The organism is Photobacterium sp. 270122K (assembly GCF_059941365.1).
This window is the reverse complement of sequence record NZ_JBPOEN010000010.1, coordinates 184,440-202,010: the sequence shown is the minus strand read 5'-3', so window position 1 is coordinate 202,010 and position 17,571 is coordinate 184,440. Positions and strand designations below refer to the sequence as shown.

10 protein-coding genes are annotated in these 17,571 nt (G+C 46.5%); 2 read left to right on the top strand and 8 right to left on the bottom strand.

Going from position 1 to position 17,571, the window contains the following annotated elements; genetic code table 11:
• Positions 1-275 precede the first annotated feature (275 nt).
• From pyrD to pepN, 4 genes are all read right to left on the bottom strand, one after another.
• Complete coding sequence (gene pyrD, locus ACSF8W_RS18275) at positions 276-1,286, bottom strand: quinone-dependent dihydroorotate dehydrogenase (RefSeq protein ID WP_500848591.1); 1,011 nt, start codon at positions 1,284-1,286, stop codon at positions 276-278.
• 263 nt (positions 1,287-1,549) lie between these two features.
• Positions 1,550-6,379, bottom strand: coding sequence for an NAD-glutamate dehydrogenase (locus tag ACSF8W_RS18270; RefSeq protein WP_500848590.1), 4,830 nt, complete (start codon positions 6,377-6,379; stop codon positions 1,550-1,552).
• Between the two features lie 283 nt (positions 6,380-6,662).
• Positions 6,663-6,887, bottom strand: coding sequence for a DUF2835 domain-containing protein (locus tag ACSF8W_RS18265; protein ID WP_500848589.1), 225 nt, complete (start codon positions 6,885-6,887; stop codon positions 6,663-6,665).
• A gap of 101 nt (positions 6,888-6,988) precedes the next feature.
• A complete protein-coding gene (gene pepN / locus ACSF8W_RS18260; protein ID WP_500848588.1) occupies positions 6,989-9,613 on the bottom strand; it encodes an aminopeptidase N in 2,625 nt (874 codons plus the stop codon).
• Positions 9,614-10,100: 487 nt separating this feature from the next.
• Here pepN and pncB point away from each other — a divergent pair, with 487 nt between their 5' ends.
• Positions 10,101-11,300, top strand: a complete 1,200-nt coding sequence (gene pncB / locus ACSF8W_RS18255; RefSeq protein WP_500848587.1) for a nicotinate phosphoribosyltransferase — start codon at positions 10,101-10,103, stop codon at positions 11,298-11,300.
• An 82-nt stretch (positions 11,301-11,382) separates the two neighbouring features.
• Here the strand turns inward: pncB and ACSF8W_RS18250 are convergent, their stop codons facing one another.
• The 4 genes from ACSF8W_RS18250 to ACSF8W_RS18235 all read right to left on the bottom strand — a co-directional run bounded on the left by ACSF8W_RS18250 (position 11,383) and on the right by ACSF8W_RS18235 (position 15,543).
• A complete protein-coding gene (locus ACSF8W_RS18250) occupies positions 11,383-12,045 on the bottom strand; it encodes a hypothetical protein (protein ID WP_500848586.1) in 663 nt (220 codons plus the stop codon).
• 267 nt (positions 12,046-12,312) lie between these two features.
• Positions 12,313-14,313, bottom strand: coding sequence for a carboxy terminal-processing peptidase (prc, locus tag ACSF8W_RS18245; protein ID WP_500848585.1), 2,001 nt, complete (start codon positions 14,311-14,313; stop codon positions 12,313-12,315).
• A gap of 17 nt (positions 14,314-14,330) precedes the next feature.
• The gene (gene proQ, locus ACSF8W_RS18240) at positions 14,331-14,975 is read right to left on the bottom strand and encodes an RNA chaperone ProQ (RefSeq protein ID WP_500848584.1); all 645 of its coding nucleotides are present in this window, start codon (positions 14,973-14,975) and stop codon (positions 14,331-14,333) included.
• 109 nt (positions 14,976-15,084) lie between these two features.
• Positions 15,085-15,543, bottom strand: coding sequence for a GAF domain-containing protein (locus ACSF8W_RS18235; protein ID WP_500848583.1), 459 nt, complete (start codon positions 15,541-15,543; stop codon positions 15,085-15,087).
• A gap of 83 nt (positions 15,544-15,626) precedes the next feature.
• On the opposite strand from ACSF8W_RS18235, the gene ACSF8W_RS18230 reads away from it, so the two are divergent.
• Positions 15,627-17,498 (top strand): ABC transporter ATP-binding protein, encoded by a 1,872-nt coding sequence (locus ACSF8W_RS18230; protein WP_500848582.1) that lies wholly within the window; start codon positions 15,627-15,629, stop codon positions 17,496-17,498.
• Positions 17,499-17,571 lie beyond the last annotated feature (73 nt).

Here is a 17,571-nt window from a genome sequence, read left to right as displayed (position 1 = left end):
AGCAAAACAGACTGTGAAACAAGTGAAATATTGACAAAAAACACAGTAAAAGTGGCGACTGGCTATAATTCAGACAAAAAAGTACCGAGAGGACGGATCCTATCGGTACTTCATTAAACAGTCACTTACCGCTGATAACGCATGAAGGGCTGTCTTGAGACGCTAAAGACACGTTAAAAAGGTGACATCGTCACACTTTTATCGATCTAGCCACAATGACGTACGATTTACGCCATCGCCGTTTTTATTCGGCGTCATACCCTTCCCACCATCTCTTAAAGATGCGTGACGATATCTTTCACTAGTTTTGGACCGTGGTAGATAAAACCAGAGTACACCTGCACTAAGCTGGCACCTGCCGCCATTTTTTCACGGGCAGACACAGCAGAATCAATGCCACCGACCCCAATGATAGGCAGTGCACCGTCTAGCTCTTTCGCCAACAGACGAATGACTTCAGTGCTGCGGTTCTGTAACGGACGGCCACTTAGCCCCCCCATTTCATCACAATGCTTCATGCCTTCGACCAATGAGCGATCGAGCGTGGTGTTTGTTGCAATAACGCCATCGATCTTATTGTTGATCAATGACGCTGCAATTTGCTTGATCTCGTGATCTTCAAGATCAGGTGCGATCTTCAGTGCAAGCGGGACATATTTACCGTGCTGCTCTGCCAACGCTTGTTGTTTTTCTTTCAACTGCGCCAGCAACTCATCCAACATCTCGCCGTATTGCAATGTGCGCAGTCCTGGCGTGTTTGGTGAAGAAATATTCACGGCAATATAGCCTGCATATTGATACACCTTCTCCATACAGATCAGGTAATCTTCCGCACCTTTTTCGATTGGCGTGTCTTTGTTTTTACCGATATTAATACCGATAACGCCATCGTATTTGGTCTTCTTCACGTTTTCGATCAGATTATCGACACCTAGGTTATTAAAACCAAAGCGGTTGATGATACCTTCAGCAGGAATAAGACGGAAAAGACGAGGCTTATCATTGCCTGACTGTGGACGTGGCGTCACAGTGCCAACTTCAACGAAACCAAAACCCATTGCACCGAATGCGTCGATACATTCGCCGTTTTTGTCTAGTCCCGCTGCCAAACCCACAGGGTTTTTAAACGTAATGCCCATAACTTCAACAGGACGATCAGGAACGTGTTGACGATAGAATAGATCGAGAGGAGTGCCAGTAAAGCGAGAAAAGTTCTGAATAGCCAGATCATGTGCCTTTTCAGCATCCAGCTGAAAAATTGCAGATCGAGCGAGGCGGTAAATCATTGTACCTCCTAATAAAAGCCCCGTGTAAACGGGTAGGTATTATCCCCCTTTCTTATCCAAAAACAATAAATAATTTCAAGTTTATTGATAAAAACACGCTTTATCTATGCAGGATGACACCTAACAACAATAAGTAGCAGTTTGTTTTTTCACTTAAAAAGCAAACGTTTAACTTATATTGCTATTGTTAAACAAATCGGCCATCAAACATACGCTGATGGCCGATACACTATGCAATCTTGATATTGTTGGTCAATCTAGCATCAAACCACGGTACGGCAATTGAGATTCAGCAACATTAACTCTCGTAATGCGACAGAAAACTTCGCAAATTCGTGCGTTGTTCCCACTTTGAATTCTGCCAACACCGTATTCCAACGCTGAATAGCAAGACGGTTTTCATCCACCCAATGATCCAGCAGTTTTTGCACATCCTCCCCTTCCATGCCGCGCGTGATCACCGCAGATGTCAGTTGCCGTTGTTGCCAATCCAAATCTTCTCGGAAAGACGCTCTCGCCAATGCCTGCCAATGATTTTCAACCGGTTGATGGTGGATCTGTTTCAGGAACCAGTGCAGCGACAAGTCCGCCCCCACCACAAAGTACACCTTTGCGATAAAGTCGATTTCTTTGTCTAACTCTTTGGCTATCTGCGCGATGTCCATAGCCGAATACAGGCTACTGAGTCGTGCCACATTCATCGCTAAATCATCAGGCACGCCCTGTGCGATCATACTTTGGGCTTGCTCATGGTGCTCTTGCACTTCTTCTGTGACAAGGTAACTGTCCAGATGTTCTCGCAGACGGTTCACCACGGGTTGATAGAAAGCAATCATCTGTTCAATGCCCAATTTTCTATCACGGTTGCGTAAAATCCAGCGGGTGGCTCGGCGCAACATCCGTCGGCATCGGTACAGCACTTCATATTGCACACTGGCTGGAATCACATTATCCAACGATCTCACCTGTTCAAAGCAGTGGGCAAAATTGAAAATTTCACGCCCGACTGAATACGCACCAGCAATTTCCGCCACCGATGCACCGGTTTCTTCCTGTAAGCGCGTTACGAAATTGCAGCCCATTTCATTCGACATTTCATTGGCTAAGCTGGTGGCGATCAGCTCTTTACGTAACGGGTGCTGCTCCATCTGCCCCCGGTATTGCGCTTGCAGCTCTTTCGGAAAATACGCCGGTAACAACCGGGCATGATAAGGATCACTGGCCACTTCATCTGACACAAGCTCTTCTTTAAGCACCATTTTTCCATAAGCAACCAACACGGCCAATTCCGGACGCGTCAGCCCCATATCCGCTTTTTCTCGCTCAGCAAGGGTGTCATCATCTGGCAGATATTCCAACGCGCGATCCAACTTACCGTTTTTCTCCAAATGATGAATAAAACGGATCTGCTCTTTCAGCAACTGTATGTGCTGCTGCTGTGTGACTGAAATCGATTCACTTTGTCGATAAGCATCATCTAAAACGATATCACCAACTTCCTCTTCCATTCGTTCCAATAGCTCATTACGTTGCTTGAAGGTCAGGTCGCCGCCAGCCACCAAGCTGTTAAGCAAAATCTTGATGTTGACTTCGTTATCGGAACAATCCACCCCGCCAACATTGTCGATAAAGTCGGTATTCACCAAACCGCCCCGCTTGGCAAACTCCACACGGCCCAATTGGGTTAAGCCCAAATTACCGCCTTCTCCGACAACTTTAGCCCGTAACTCGACGCCATTCACACGCAGTGCATCGTTCGCACGATCGCCGACATCGGTATGGGTTTCAGTGGCCGCTTTCACGTAAGTGCCAATCCCTCCATTCCAAAGTAAATCAACATCCATTCTTAAAATCAGCCCAATCAGTTCATTGGGGGGTAAGCTTTGTTTGCGAGTACCCAACAATGTCTGCACTTGGGGCGTCAGTTTGATTGACTTACTGCGACGTGAATGCACGCCGCCGCCTTCGGAGATCAACGTAGGATCATAATCCTCCCAACTGGATCGCGGCAGATTAAACAAGCGTTCCCGTTCTTCCCAACTGCTGGCTGAATCCGGATCAGGATCTAAAAAGATGTGCATGTGGTTAAAGGCCGCGACCAACCGAATATGCTTGGATAAGAGCATCCCATTACCAAACACATCCCCCGCCATGTCACCAATACCGGTACAGGTGAAATCGGCTTCCTGGCAATTTATCCCTAGCTCGCGGAAATGCCGTTTAACTGACTCCCAGCCCCCTTTGGCTGTAATGCCCATTTTTTTATGGTCATAGCCATTGGATCCACCGGACGCAAACGCATCCCTCAACCAAAAGCCGTAATCTTCTGAAACGCTATTAGCCAAATCAGAAAATGTCGCCGTGCCTTTATCAGCCGCGACCACCAAATACGGATCGTCTTCATCATGACGCACGACATTCTCCGGCGGGATCAGCTGACCATCGACAATGTTATCGGTCACGTCAAGTAGCGCACGAATAAAGCGTTTATAGCAACGCTGACCTTCGGCAAGGATCGCTTCTCGACCAGACAGTTGCGGCTGGCGTTTACACACGAAGCCGCCTTTTGCGCCAACCGGCACAATGACAGTATTTTTTACTTGTTGGGCTTTCACCAAGCCAAGAATCTCCGTTCGGAAGTCTTCCTGCCTGTCAGACCAACGCAATCCGCCACGCGCCACTTTGCCACCGCGTAAATGCACCCCTTCAATATCAGGTGCATACACAAAGATTTCAAAAAATGGCACCGGAGCTGGAATATCGGGGATTTCAGAGGGACGCAGTTTTAATGATAACCACGGTTTCGGCTGGTCTTGTTCATTCTTTTGGTAGTAATTGGTACGCTGCGTGGCCTGGATCATGTCCATATAGCGCCGGATGATCCGATCATCATCCAAGCTTTCTACATGCTCGAGTTTTTCGTTCAGCCGAGAGATCAGTCCTTGTTCGGTTTTTTCGTCATAATGTTCAGCCGGATCAAAGCGTAATCGAAATAACGCCACTAAGTCTTTCGCCAAATTACTGTGGCTCGATAAGGTTTCTTCAATATAGTGCTGACTGAACGGGAAGCCGACTTGGCGCATATAACGGGCAAAACTACGCAAAATGGTGATTTCGCGACCGGTAATGCCGGCGCACAACACCAAGCGATTAAAACCGTCACTTTCTAATTCACCATACCAAATAGCGGCAAAGGCTTCTTGAAAGCGATCTCTCGCTTCGCTGAGATCAATCCCCGTACAGGCGTTATGCAGCATGGCGAAATCAAGGATCCAATATACGATCCCTTCAGCGGTCACCACTTGATACGGCGACTCACCAATCACCCGCAAGCCGAGGTTTTCAAGCATCGGCATCACATCCGACAAATGAATCGGCTCATCACGGTGGAACAATTTGAGCTTAACAAAACGGGAATCGTTCGCTTCTTCCTGCGGTCGATAAAACAGCATGCCCAATTTATTGTTTTCACTCAGTGCTTCTAATTGGGCAATGTCTGCGACGGCAGAGCCCGGTAACATTTGTTCTTTATAGGACCGTGGAAACGCACTGGCGTAGTTCTTCGCCAACAAGGTACCTTGGCTTTCCCCGAAATTCGCTTTGAGTGATCCGTACAAACGGTCTTCCCATGATGACGCGGCTTCTACCAAGTTATGCTCTATCGTTTTCACATCGATGTCATAGTTATTGTTCTCTACCCGCACAATATAATGCGTGCGGGCGAGCGGGCTTTCTGAAAAGAAGGTGGTGAATTCTACATCTTGTTCTGAGGCAAAATACCCCTGAAGTACCGCTTGGGTTTTGCGGCGTAACTCTGTGTTGTAACGCTCTTTCGTGACATACACCATGCAAGAAAAGAACCGCCCAAAAGGATCACGACGCACAAATAACCGAAGTAAGTCGCGATCTTGCATGCGTACCACGCCGCGTCCCACTTCCAACATTTCTTTTTCGTTGGCTTGGATCAGCTCATCACGCGGGTACGTTTCGAGCAAATTATTCAACGCTTTCCACGAATGCGAGCCACTGGAATACCCACTTTCTTCAAGAATGCGAGCCACTTTATCGCTCAATAGTGGAATATTCATGGTGGATTGGTGGTACGCCGTGGAGGCGTAAAGGCCGGTAAAACGGTGTTCGCCAATGACGTTACCATCGCGGTCAAAACGTTTAATGCCGATGTAGTCAGTATAAGCAGGCCGATGAATTTTCGATTTGCCGTTACTTTTGGTGAGGATAAGTAGCTCGGTTTTTCGGGCCTCAATACGGGCGGATTCTGGCAATTGTGACAGGCGCAGTGTGCGAACTTTCTCGGGTTTATTTAAGATCCCCAACCCACTACCGTCACAAGGACGTAATTCATAATCGCCCTCTACCGCAATCAAATCATACTGATGATAGCCCATGAAGGTAAAGTTGTGGTGGGTAAGCCAGTCAAGAAAAGCAATGGTTTCATCCCGTGTCTCTTGCTCAACCGGCAGTACCGCGGATTTGAGTTCTTCCACTACCATCTTCAGTTTTTGTTGCATGGATTGCCAATCATTCACCACCACTTCCACATCATTCAGGACAAGCTCGAGTTCTTGCTTGAGCATCTCTCGTTCTTGCTTCTTGTTGAGCCTATCGACTTCGATGTGAAACAGGGTTTGCAACTCGCCATCTTTCCCACACGCATCAATGATGGTACCGCTATCATTGCGTTTAAAATAATACGGGCCATTGAGCATTAAGTGGCTGGTCATACCCAAGCGGGTTAATGCCATTCGGACTGAATCGACCAGAAATGGGCGATCAGGGGTAACAATTTCGACAACCGTATGCGTCGATTGCCAGCCATAGCGGCTTAAGGTGGGGTTATAGACGCGGACAGAGATTTTATCCGGTTGATTCTGCACTAAATGATGCCACAGGCTCAGTACTGCGCCATAAAGGTCGGATTCATTACGTTGCAGTAAATCATCATCGGCTAACTGGCCTAACAATCGTTGAGCAAACACTTCCACTAACGCTTGTTGCTTGCTCTCAATCTTGTCTTGGATTAAGCCATACACTTTCTCAAGTAATACCGGCACTATGGGATCAGGTGTCGTCATAGCCATACTCCATCGTTCTGTTTATCAATCAAGTATAGAGTTTTATAACTCATTCATGAGATTGGTTTTTCTCCGCTTACCTTTTCAGTTCAACGGCTAAAGATTCACGGCGATGTATTACGGCTATTGTAAGATCAGTTGTTGCGTAAACGTTACACTTTTAGTGCGTTGGCAAAGACCAATCCGCGAATGTGTGACTGGCGTATGGATTTTGCTGAGTGGTATACCGGCCCTGGCTAGTGGAATAGCTTGCAAGCAGAACGACGTGCAAGACATCAGCGAATCAAGATGCAATTTGCTCAATAGTATGAAACTTATTCAATGCATTCACGGTAACTTTAAATCGACCATGTATCCCGCTTTGACGCAAAAATGGCCGTAAACGTACAGCAGGTAATTGCAATTTCAGGCCGCAATCGGTCATCAATAACACGCTACTCGCCGCGCCCGAATAGTGCTGCAAAAACTGCTGATAAGTCACTGCAATAGAAAAGGTGTAAAACGTCATCGTGGGTATGGCTCATCTATATCGTTAAAGCAAAAATCACAGAAAGAAAAAAGGCAAGCACATCGGCTTGCCTCTATTTTACTGAAAATAAGCGAAAAATCTTACATTTCTAATGCTTTTTGCACTTTCTCGTACAGATCTTTTGCCAAGTTTTCCATCTGGGATAGGCGCTCAAGCTCTGCACGCATTAGCGTTTGACGTGCTTCATCGTACTGACGGTACTTCAAGAACGGTTCAATCAAACGTGATGCCACTTGCGGGTTGCTGGTGTTCAATTCCGTCAGAATTTCACTCAAGAACTGGTAGCCAGAGCCGTCTTTTGCGTGGAAACGCACCGGGTTTGCTGAACAGAAACTTGCCACCAAACTGCGGGTACGGTTCGGGTTTTTCAGGCTGAATGCTGCGTGATTCATGGTTTCGCGCACGTTGCTCAGCGCGTTATCCGCAGGGTTCTTACCTTGCAGCATAAACCACTTATCCATCACCAAACCATCATGGGTCCACTTCTTACTGAAGTCGGCCATTTGTGCCGCACGGCAGGCAAGTTGTGCATTGTTTGCTGCCGTCATCGCCGCAATGGTGTCCGTCATGTTGTCAGACGCTTGGTATTGCTGCTCAACAATGCTGTTACCCAGATCGGTATTCGCCAAGTAAGACAAACAGGTGTTACGCAAGGCACGCTTGGCCATCGCATCGTGATCCACACTGTAAGCCGATTGCGCCAGGCTGTGGTAAATCGCACTGAATTCGTCCTGCATTTCGCGAGCGAAGGTGCCTTCTAACTCACTCACAACCTGATGGATTGCATCCACATCCACCGTTTTGTACCAGCCAGCAATTTCGTTTTCATTCGGCAATGTCAGCATTTCTGCGATGAATGCCGGGTCCAAATTCGCATCAAGCAATACGCCACGGAACGCATCAATCACTTCCGAAGCCAGCTCAAACGCCGCGCCGTTTTGTACATTCGCCACATTCTGCTTAATGTATTTCGCCAACAGCATTTGACCCGCATCCCAACGAGCAAACTCATTGCGAGCATGCACCATCAAGAACGTTAACTCGGCATCGGAATAGTCATATTCTAAAATCACCGGTGCAGAGAACTCGCGCAGCATTGAAATAACAGGCTGCTCAGTCACATTTTCAAACTCAAAAACATGTTCTGCTTCTGTGATATCCAGTACGTGGTGAACCGGCTCACCGTGACATTGTAACGCGATAACCTCGCCTTGCGGGTTATACAGCTCAATATCAAACGGAATATGCAGTGGTAATTTATCTTCCTGCCCCGGTGTTGGTGGCGTGTGCTGCTTCACCGTGACGCGGTAACAATTTGATTCTGCCAGATATTCAGTCTCAACGTTCACCACCGGTGTACCCGCTTGGCTGTACCAACGACGGAAACGCTCAAGGCTAATACCAGAAGCATCTTCCATTGCTGCGACAAAATCATCACACGTTGCAGCCGTCCCATCATGGCGTTCAAAGTACAGCTTCATGCCGGCTTGGAAGTTCGCTTCGCCCAGCAGTGTGTGCATCATACGGATCACTTCACTGCCCTTTTCATACACGGTTAAGGTGTAGAAGTTATTCATCTCGATGACTTTGTCGGGACGGATCGGGTGTGACATTGGGCCGCGATCTTCAGCAAACTGTGGACCACGCATGATACGCACGTTGCTAATACGGTTAACAGGACGAGAACCCAAATCAGAAGAAAACTCCTGATCACGGAACACAGTTAGGCCTTCTTTCAGGCTCAATTGGAACCAGTCACGACAGGTTACACGGTTACCGGTCCAGTTATGGAAGTATTCGTGGCCAATAACCGCTTCAATACCTTGGTAGTCAGTATCCGTCGCGGTCTTTGGATTGGCCAAGACAAACTTGGAGTTAAAGACGTTCAAGCCTTTGTTTTCCATCGCGCCCATGTTGAAGAAGTCCACCGCAACAATCATGTAGATATCGAGGTCATACTCCAGACCGAAACGTTCTTCGTCCCATTTCATTGAATTAATCAATGAGGTCATCGCATATTCCGCGCGGTCAAGGTTGCCTTTATCGACATAGATTTCAAGTGCCACGTCGCGGCCACTCATGGTGGTGTATTGATCGCGCAATACGTCGAAGTCACCCGCAACAAGGGCAAATAAGTAACTTGGTTTTGGGAATGGGTCTTCCCACAATACCCAATGGCGGCCATTGCTCAACTCACCGCTGTCAATGCGGTTACCGTTGCTCATCAGGTAAGGATAACGTTCTTTATCCGCGATCACTTTCGTCGTAAAACGCGCTAGCACGTCAGGGCGATCGAGATAGTAAGTAATGCGACGGAAACCTTCCGCCTCGCATTGGGTACAGAATGCACCGCCAGATTTGTACAACCCTTCAAGCAAGGTATTCGCTTCTGGGTTGATTTCCGTTTCAATCAACAATTCAAAACTGTCTGGCAGTTGGTTGATTGACAACGTCCCTTCGCCTTCCGTGTAATCGGTCCATGCTTGACCATCGATTTCTACACGCACCAGTGTCAAATCGTCGCCATCCAGCACCAAGGTGGATGCCGCTGCATTCAAACGTTGCACTTTATGCACCGCCACCACGCGGGTTGCCGTATCCTGAAGATCAAATTCCAATAGCAGATCGGTGATGGTGAAATCAGGTGACTGATAATCTGAACGGTATTTTGCCGTTGGCTGATTCATTGTTGGTTGTTCGGCCATGTTAATTCCTTCTTTTGTCCGCGCTGATCATTACCCATTGGGTCTGCAAGTCTGATGCTTGCTGGCGGTTAATTCCATTAAACTGCCTTTAGGTAAGACAAACAAGTGTATCCAGTCAATTCCTGTGGATGTGGGCCCGTTACGCTACTAATTGCTGATTATTCGGGCAACACCACAAAAACACAGTAAAATTGTGCTCATTATTTGACTACTCCTGCACATCAATCACAGCGTTTCATTTTGACTATACTTACGCTGATAAGCGATAATGTTTATTCAATAAAACATTCACAGTGAGATCATCGAAGCAACAGCTAATTTACACCATCCTACGTCAATACACTAAAAGAGTGACCCGACTTGTTGTGAATGTCTTTTCAGCGTATGGTACGTGGCCTAAAATTTTCAACTTTTTGAAACATTTTGAGGCAACGTTTGCTCAAAATAAGGTAAAATCACCGAATTGCTTAAAACAACCACATTAGCTATGAATCAATCTGGACACATTGGGATTATCGACTCCCTGCTTGATACCGATGCATATAAGCTACATATGCAGCAAGCAATTTATCATCAATACCCAAACGCTGAGGCGGTTGCGGAATTCCATTGCCGAAGCGATGAAGACTTACGTCCTTATAGCCAAGAGATTCAGGACCATATCAATCGTCTTGCTGGCCTGTCGTTTAGCGAAGAAGAAATTACGTACCTTTCAACGTTAAGTTTCTTCAAAGAAGATTTCCTTAATTATCTGAAAGGTTACCAGTTCAACAGTGAACACGTTGAAGTGGATACGTCTGGCGACCAACTCGCCATTACGATCACAGGTAAGTGGCTCGACATCATTTTATGGGAAGTCCCTCTACTCGCCATTATTTGTGAAGTGCGTTGCCGACACAGTTATCCGAATGCCTCGGTGGAAGATGCAATCACTCAGCTTAAGCTGAAGTTGGCGAACTTCTATCAGAAAGCGAGCGAAGAAGGGATCAACCTTGATGCCTTTAGCCTTGTTGACTTTGGCACCCGCCGCCGTTTCTCAAAAGAAGTCCATCAACATGTGGTCGATTATCTCACGGCCCATGTTCCTGAATTCAAAGGAACGTCTAACTACCACTTGGCCCGTACCCGAGCGTTAATGCCCGTGGGGACACAAGCGCATGAGTGGTTCCAAGGTCACCAGCAACTGGCCGGTGAATTAGCGGATTCCCAACAATTAGCATTAAATCGCTGGTTGCAGGAATACCCGGATTCATTAGGCATTGCCCTGACCGACTGCATCAACATGGACGCATTTTTACGCGACTTTGATCTGCGTTTATCTAAGCGTTTCGTCGGCTTACGTCACGACAGTGGTGATCCTATCGCCTGGGGTGAAAAAGCCATTGCGCATTATGAATCTCTGGGAATTGATCCGAAAACCAAATCATTGGTGTTCTCCGACAGCCTAACCCTTGATAAAGCGCTGACGATCTACAAACACTTTGCACACCGTATTAATACCAGCTTTGGTATTGGTACCCAGCTAACGTGCGATCTACCAGGCGTAAAAACCCTGAATGTCGTACTCAAACTCACGGAGTGTGAAGGTCGTCCGGTCGCAAAAATTTCGGATGAACCAGGTAAAAGTATTTGCCGTGATCCTGAGTATTTATCTCAGCTTCGCACTGCCTTTAAGATTGTGGGTTAAACCGTCGGGATCTCATTCCAACAAGCAAATAAAAAAGCGAGAGCATGTCTCTCGCTTTTTAATATCCGCTGTTTTTTCTCGCCTACTCTCTTTTCAAAATCGCTTCCATACCAAATTGCTTATTCGTTAATGTCAGCGTGTTGCTGCCTAATTGAAATTGGCTGTCATGCTGACCATCTTCATAGATAAGTACGATACGATCATCTTCGAGATAATAAATCCCTCGGTGCTCAATTTTCTTTCCGTTCTTGCCTGATACCTCGGCTGAGAATAAGAAATCAGGGCGCAATGAAATGGCTAATTCAGAAACGGATTCGCCCACATCTTGACCAGAAATACGCGATGAACGCCACTTGCCTGGCAAGTTTTCAGGGGCCAATTTAGTAAAGCGCGCACCATCGAGCATAAATTGGTTATAACTTAACATGTAAGTATGGTGCTGCTCTGGCTGATCATTTGACGAAAAGGTGATGGTGCTTTCATCAATATCATAAATACCGTCCCACTCATCCACGCTGCCATCTACTTGTAAAAGACGGATCACGAAACGGTAGTTAGATTTAAACTTAACATTCATCGCACGATAATTCGATCCTTCACTGGCTACTCCTTCGTCAGTATTACTGAACCAATACCAATCCCCCAACAATAGCGGGTAATCAAATTCCGTTAAATCACTGGCACGAACGGTGGTACTCAGCGATGTCATAAAGAGCATTACAGCAATCAGAAAAGATTTTGTCATAGCATTTCCCTCTCAGCGGATTGATCACCTACCTATTATTAACCCTAGCCCTCATTTCAGGACATTGATGAGAAATTGGATGAATATCACGGGTTTTATTTAGACGTCTCACTTTCGAGACGGATTTTTGCAGCGATTTTTCGACGCAGTTTGTATTTCAGCTCAATCGAGTAGTCAGTGATCTAAATAGCACAGGAAAATTAATCACAGGCATAAAAAACGGCACCCGAAGGTACCGTTGTTATTTTATGCTCGAAACATACCGTCTTAGCTTTGCGCTGTGACCAAGTCCGCAGTGATTGCAACCGCTTCATTTAAGTATGCGTCTGGCGATTCATAATCTTTTGGCACATCATCCAACGTCGCAAATGGCTTTTCACCCAATGCTTTTTGACGTTGATTCAAGCGAACCAAGCGATCTGCATCATCTTTATCCTGCTCAGCAATACGTTGCTTCTCGTTCAGAGAAATCGTATTGATATCTTTTTCAGCTTTATACTCAACAATGTCGTCTTGAATAAAACCAAATTCCATATCATCGCTGATCCGCGCATCATGCTTGCTCTTTAGTGCAGGCAAAACGGTAGAATAGTTATACAGTTTTTTATAACCCGCTGCTTTAATGCTATCCCAAGGCAACGCGTTGTCTTCAACACTCTCGCCGGTTTCAGCAGGATCAACCGCTGATGGGAAAGACAGATCCGGCACGACACCCAGATTTTGCGTACTACCGCCATTAATGCGGTAGAACTTCTGAATGGTGTACTGCACATGACCCAGCGGTTTATCGAACAAATCATAAATGTGGTTCAATGAACGGTGCTGCTGCACAGTCCCTTTACCGAAAGATTGTTCACCTAAAATCACGGCACGACCATAATCTTGCATTGCGGCGGCAAAAATTTCAGACGCAGACGCACTGTAGCGATTGACCAATACCGTTAGTGCGCCATCAAAGTAAACGCGATCATCAGAATCACTGTTCACTTTTACACGCCCATAACTGTCTCGGACTTGTACGACAGGGCCGCTATTAATGAATAACCCGGTTAGCGCAGTGGCTTCTGTCAACGCACCCCCACCGTTATTACGCAAGTCGATAACAACGCCATCCACTTGCTGATCATTCAATTTCGCGAGCTCTTTCTTGGTGTCTTCAGACAAACCGACATAGAAGCTTGGAATTTCAATGACCCCAATCTTCTTGCCTTGCGACAGTTTTACTTCTGATTTCACTGCACGATCTTCAAGACGGATCTTGTCGCGTACAATAGTGACATCGTAACTTTTCGCATTGTTGCCTTCAGGCAATATTTCCAGCTTAACCTTACTCCCTTTCGGGCCTTTAATTAGCTGAACAACATCGTCTAAACGCCAACCGATGATATCGACAACGTCTTTACCATCTTGCGCGACACCAATAATGCGATCACCTGCTGCCAATTTCTTTGACGTAGATGCCGGGCCACCAGCCACTAAAGAACGGATAACGGTATAGTCATCTTCCACTTGCAATACAGCACCGATCCCTTCCAATGAAAGATTCATTTCAGATTGGAATTGTTCTGCATTACGAGGAGACAAATAGCTAGTGTGCGGATCAACCTCTCGCGCAAATGCATTCATGTAGATCTGAAAGACATCTTCGCTATGGGTCTGGGTTAATCGCTTGAGCGCATTGTTATAACGCTTACCTAACGTTTCCTTGATTTCATCGGTATTTTTACCGGCGAGTTTCAAGTTCAACGCATCGTATTTAACGCGCTGACGCCAGATTTCATTAAGCTCATTACGATCTTTTGGCCACGCTAGCTCAGAACGATCAATCGCCATTTCTTCATTAGTATCAAAAGAAATATCACGTTCAAGGAGTGTTAGCGCATATTGGTAACGGTCATAACGACGCTTTAGCGAGGTATTGAAAATATCGAACGCTGCCGATGTGTCGCCCTTTTTAAGCTGATCATCAAGTTGCGTTTCCCATTTTTCAAACTGCTTAATGTCTGAAGCGGTTAGGAAGCTTTTATTGAAGTCCAGCATTTCGATATAACGATCAAACACGCTGGCCGAGAAGGTATCATCCAGTGAAAACTGCTTGTAATGCGAACGCGTAAAACGAGATGCAACACGCTTGCTCGCGGTTGCATGCTGTTTTTCAGGCGTCAGCTGCGGAATATCACTGAGTGAGTATTTAGCCTCTAGGGCTTGCGCTGAAGCTGCTAGCATCATGCCAGCAGCTATCAGTGAGAAACGGAATCGACAGTTCATGCGTCGAGCATTCTCCTTTACGAACGCAAGTGCTCCGCTTTTACTACCATGGTTAGACCATTAGATAGGCGAACACGCACATCGTCCTTATTGATTTCAACGATAGTCGCCGGCATGTTTCCGTTGCCCATGTTGACACTAATATTTTTGCCAACAACTACTTCGTCAGCAGTTAGTGCACGGGTCGTTTCTGCAGGCTTTTTATTTAGCTTAGACGTATTTGGCTTAGTGTTCTTAGGTTTAGCCGTTTTAGCACGTACTTTTTTCGCTTTTGCTTCACCGTCGTTGTTTGCAGCAGCTTTCGCTTCAGCTTGTTCTTTACGGCGAGTACGTACTTTCGCTTTGCTTTCTTCTAGCGCTTGTTTAGCGTGATCTACGTGTTCCTGCTCTAGCACACCGCATTCGTTGCCATCAAGGTCAACACGGTTTGCACCGGCTTTCACACCGTGAAGGTAACGCCAGGAAGAAGTATATTGACGCAGAGCGGTACGCAACTGGGTTTTACTTACTTTTGGATCTTCATTTAGGCGCTCAGCCAAATCTTGGAAGATACCAATCTTAAGAGGCTTCGCTTCACCTTCAACAGTAAAACAGTTTGGGAAACGCTCAGCAATGTAGGCAATCACTTCTTTACTGTTCGTTAGCTTTTCAGAGTTTTCCATGGACTTTCCTGACAAAAGCGAGTCTCCTCGCCGTTAGTACTTTTAATCAAAAAGAAATTGTTCCGCTATTATAGTTACCTAACGCTGAAAAACCACCGAAAGCATACAATTAGAGTCTTTTTTGTAGCTCAGCAACCAAAGTCACCAAACCTTCTTCGTCATATTGGCTAAATCTTGACAATATTGGGCTATCAATATCCAATACGCCGAAGGGTTTTCCGTCGATCATCAGCGGAATCACAATTTCCGAATTACTGACCGCATCACAGGCGATGTGCCCTTCAAAGGCATGGACATCTTCCACACGCTGCACAGTCAGTGTTGCCATCGCCGTACCACAGACGCCCTTTCCAACAGGAATCCGTACACAGGCGGGTTTTCCTTGAAACGGCCCTAGCACTAACTCGTCACCTTTTAATAGATAAAAGCCAACCCAGTTAATCTCCGCTAACTCCATGGACAACAGCGCACTAATATTAGACATATTAGCAATGCGATCTGTTTCTCCGTCGATCAAGGCAATCGCTTGCTTAGTAAGCGTATTGTAGTTTAGAGATCGATTTTCCATGGCCTACTCCTTTTATAGCCGTTAGAATAGCGCCTTAACTAATAATAGGAATCATTATCATCGTGAAAGGCAGTACAACACAAATGATTAACTGGTCTTGGTTAATAAAGCAAGCGAAACATCATCGCCCCCGGCTTGTGGTCGCCAACATCGTCGCGCTTATCGCGACACTTATCAGTGTGCCCATTCCCCTTCTGATGCCGCTGATGGTGGATGAAATCTTGCTTGAGCAACCCGCAGGCGGCATTCAATTTCTCAATCATTTTCTCCCTGAATCACTCCACCAGCCAACCGCGTATATTTTACTGGTGTTGTTCTTCGTAATTGTCATGCGTATTGCCAGCCAAGCGCTGAATATTCTCCAAAGCCGACAATTCACACTCGTCGCCAAAGACATGACGTACAACCTACGCAAAGTGCTGATCGACAAACTTGGTCGTATCAGTATGCGTCAATACGAAGAGCGAGGCAGCGGCGGGATCACCTCCCATCTCGTGACTGATGTCGAGACCATTGATAAATTTATCGGTGACACATTAAGTCGTTTCTTGATTGGCTTACTCACCGTCATCGGCACGGCCGGTATTCTCTTGTGGCTAAACTGGCAGTTAGGCTTATTCATCCTTTTGGTTAACCCTTTAGTCGTCTACGCCTCAAAGCTAATGGGTAATCGGGTAAAAAACCTCAAGAAAATGGAAAACCAAGCCTTTGAGCGTTTCCAGCAACGTTTAGTGGAAACCTTAGATGGGATCTACCAATTGCGTGCGGCCAACCGTGAACGTGATTTCCTGAATCAACTCAAAGACAACGCAGATAGCATTCGCCATGATGCCGACAAATACGCCTGGCAGTCCGAAGCCGCCGGCCGCGTGTCCTTTTTGTTGTTCTTAGTCGGCTTTGAACTGTTCCGCGCCATGGCCATGATCATGGTGCTGTTTTCCGATTTAAGTGTCGGACAGATGTTTGCCGTGTTCGGTTACCTGTGGTTCATGCTCGGCCCTGTGCAAGAACTGCTGGGGATTCAGTTTGCCTGGTACAGCGCCTCTGCCGCGATGCAGCGCTTAAACACCCTTTTAGCCATTGATGAAGAAGTGCGTCCGGTACAAACTGTCGATCCGTTCAAGCATCATTCAGCCATTGATATTACGCTACAGAACATTCACTTCTCGTATGATGAAGACAAAGAAGTGCTGCGCGGGTTGGATTTGACGATCCCAGCGGGTAAACGTGTCGCATTGGTTGGCTCATCGGGCGGCGGTAAATCAACGTTAATTCAATTGTTGCTGGGGATTTACCAAAAAGGCAGCGGTGAGATCCTAATCAATGGGCATCCCATTGAAGCGGTCAGCTACGAAGCCTTGCGTGACAAAATGGCAGTGGTCCTACAACACCCAGTGCTTTTTAATGATACGATGCGCCACAACTTAACGCTGGGTAAAGATTTTACCGACGAGCAGTTATGGCAAGCATTAGATATCGCACAGATGGCGGATGTCACCCAACGCTTAACCGATGGGTTAGATACCGAGATTGGCCGTCAAGGGATCAAACTCTCTGGCGGGCAACGTCAACGCTTAGCCATTGCGCGCATGGTGTTAGCGAACCCAGAGTTTGTGATTTTAGATGAAGCGACGTCTGCGCTGGATACCGCCACAGAAGCGGCATTGCATATGGCACTGAATCAATTCCTTGCAAACCGGACAACCCTGATTGTTGCGCACCGTTTATCGGCGGTAAAACAAGCGGATGTCATCTACGTACTGGAAGATGGTCAAGTAAGCCAAAGCGGTACACACCACGAATTGGTGAATAAAGCTGGCTTATATCAAACCTTATACGGTGCGGTGCAATCGGCAGATGCTGTGACACCCGAAACCTTGACCTCTGACGCGTTGATACAGGCCAAAAGTGACAATGTCACCCAAGTAACAGTAGCCAGAGCAAACCTAAAATAATAATATAGTGTTCATAACGGGCTTCGCTATTCATACCTTGGTTGCATATTTTGCCAAATGAACTTGCGCAGCC

Bases quoted from the DNA above. Each gene is read 5' to 3' on its own strand.
- pyrD (WP_500848591.1), bottom strand. From the start codon at position 1,286: ATGATTTACCGCCTCGCTCGATCTGCAATTTTTCAGCTGGATGCTGAA.
- ACSF8W_RS18270 (WP_500848590.1), bottom strand. From the start codon at position 6,379: ATGACGACACCTGATCCCATAGTGCCGGTATTACTTGAGAAAGTGTAT.
- ACSF8W_RS18265 (WP_500848589.1), bottom strand. From the start codon at position 6,887: ATGACGTTTTACACCTTTTCTATTGCAGTGACTTATCAGCAGTTTTTG.
- pepN (WP_500848588.1), bottom strand. From the start codon at position 9,613: ATGGCCGAACAACCAACAATGAATCAGCCAACGGCAAAATACCGTTCA.
- pncB (WP_500848587.1), top strand. From the start codon at position 10,101: ATGAATCAATCTGGACACATTGGGATTATCGACTCCCTGCTTGATACC.
- ACSF8W_RS18250 (WP_500848586.1), bottom strand. From the start codon at position 12,045: ATGACAAAATCTTTTCTGATTGCTGTAATGCTCTTTATGACATCGCTG.
- prc (WP_500848585.1), bottom strand. From the start codon at position 14,313: ATGAACTGTCGATTCCGTTTCTCACTGATAGCTGCTGGCATGATGCTA.
- proQ (WP_500848584.1), bottom strand. From the start codon at position 14,975: ATGGAAAACTCTGAAAAGCTAACGAACAGTAAAGAAGTGATTGCCTAC.
- ACSF8W_RS18235 (WP_500848583.1), bottom strand. From the start codon at position 15,543: ATGGAAAATCGATCTCTAAACTACAATACGCTTACTAAGCAAGCGATT.
- ACSF8W_RS18230 (WP_500848582.1), top strand. From the start codon at position 15,627: ATGATTAACTGGTCTTGGTTAATAAAGCAAGCGAAACATCATCGCCCC.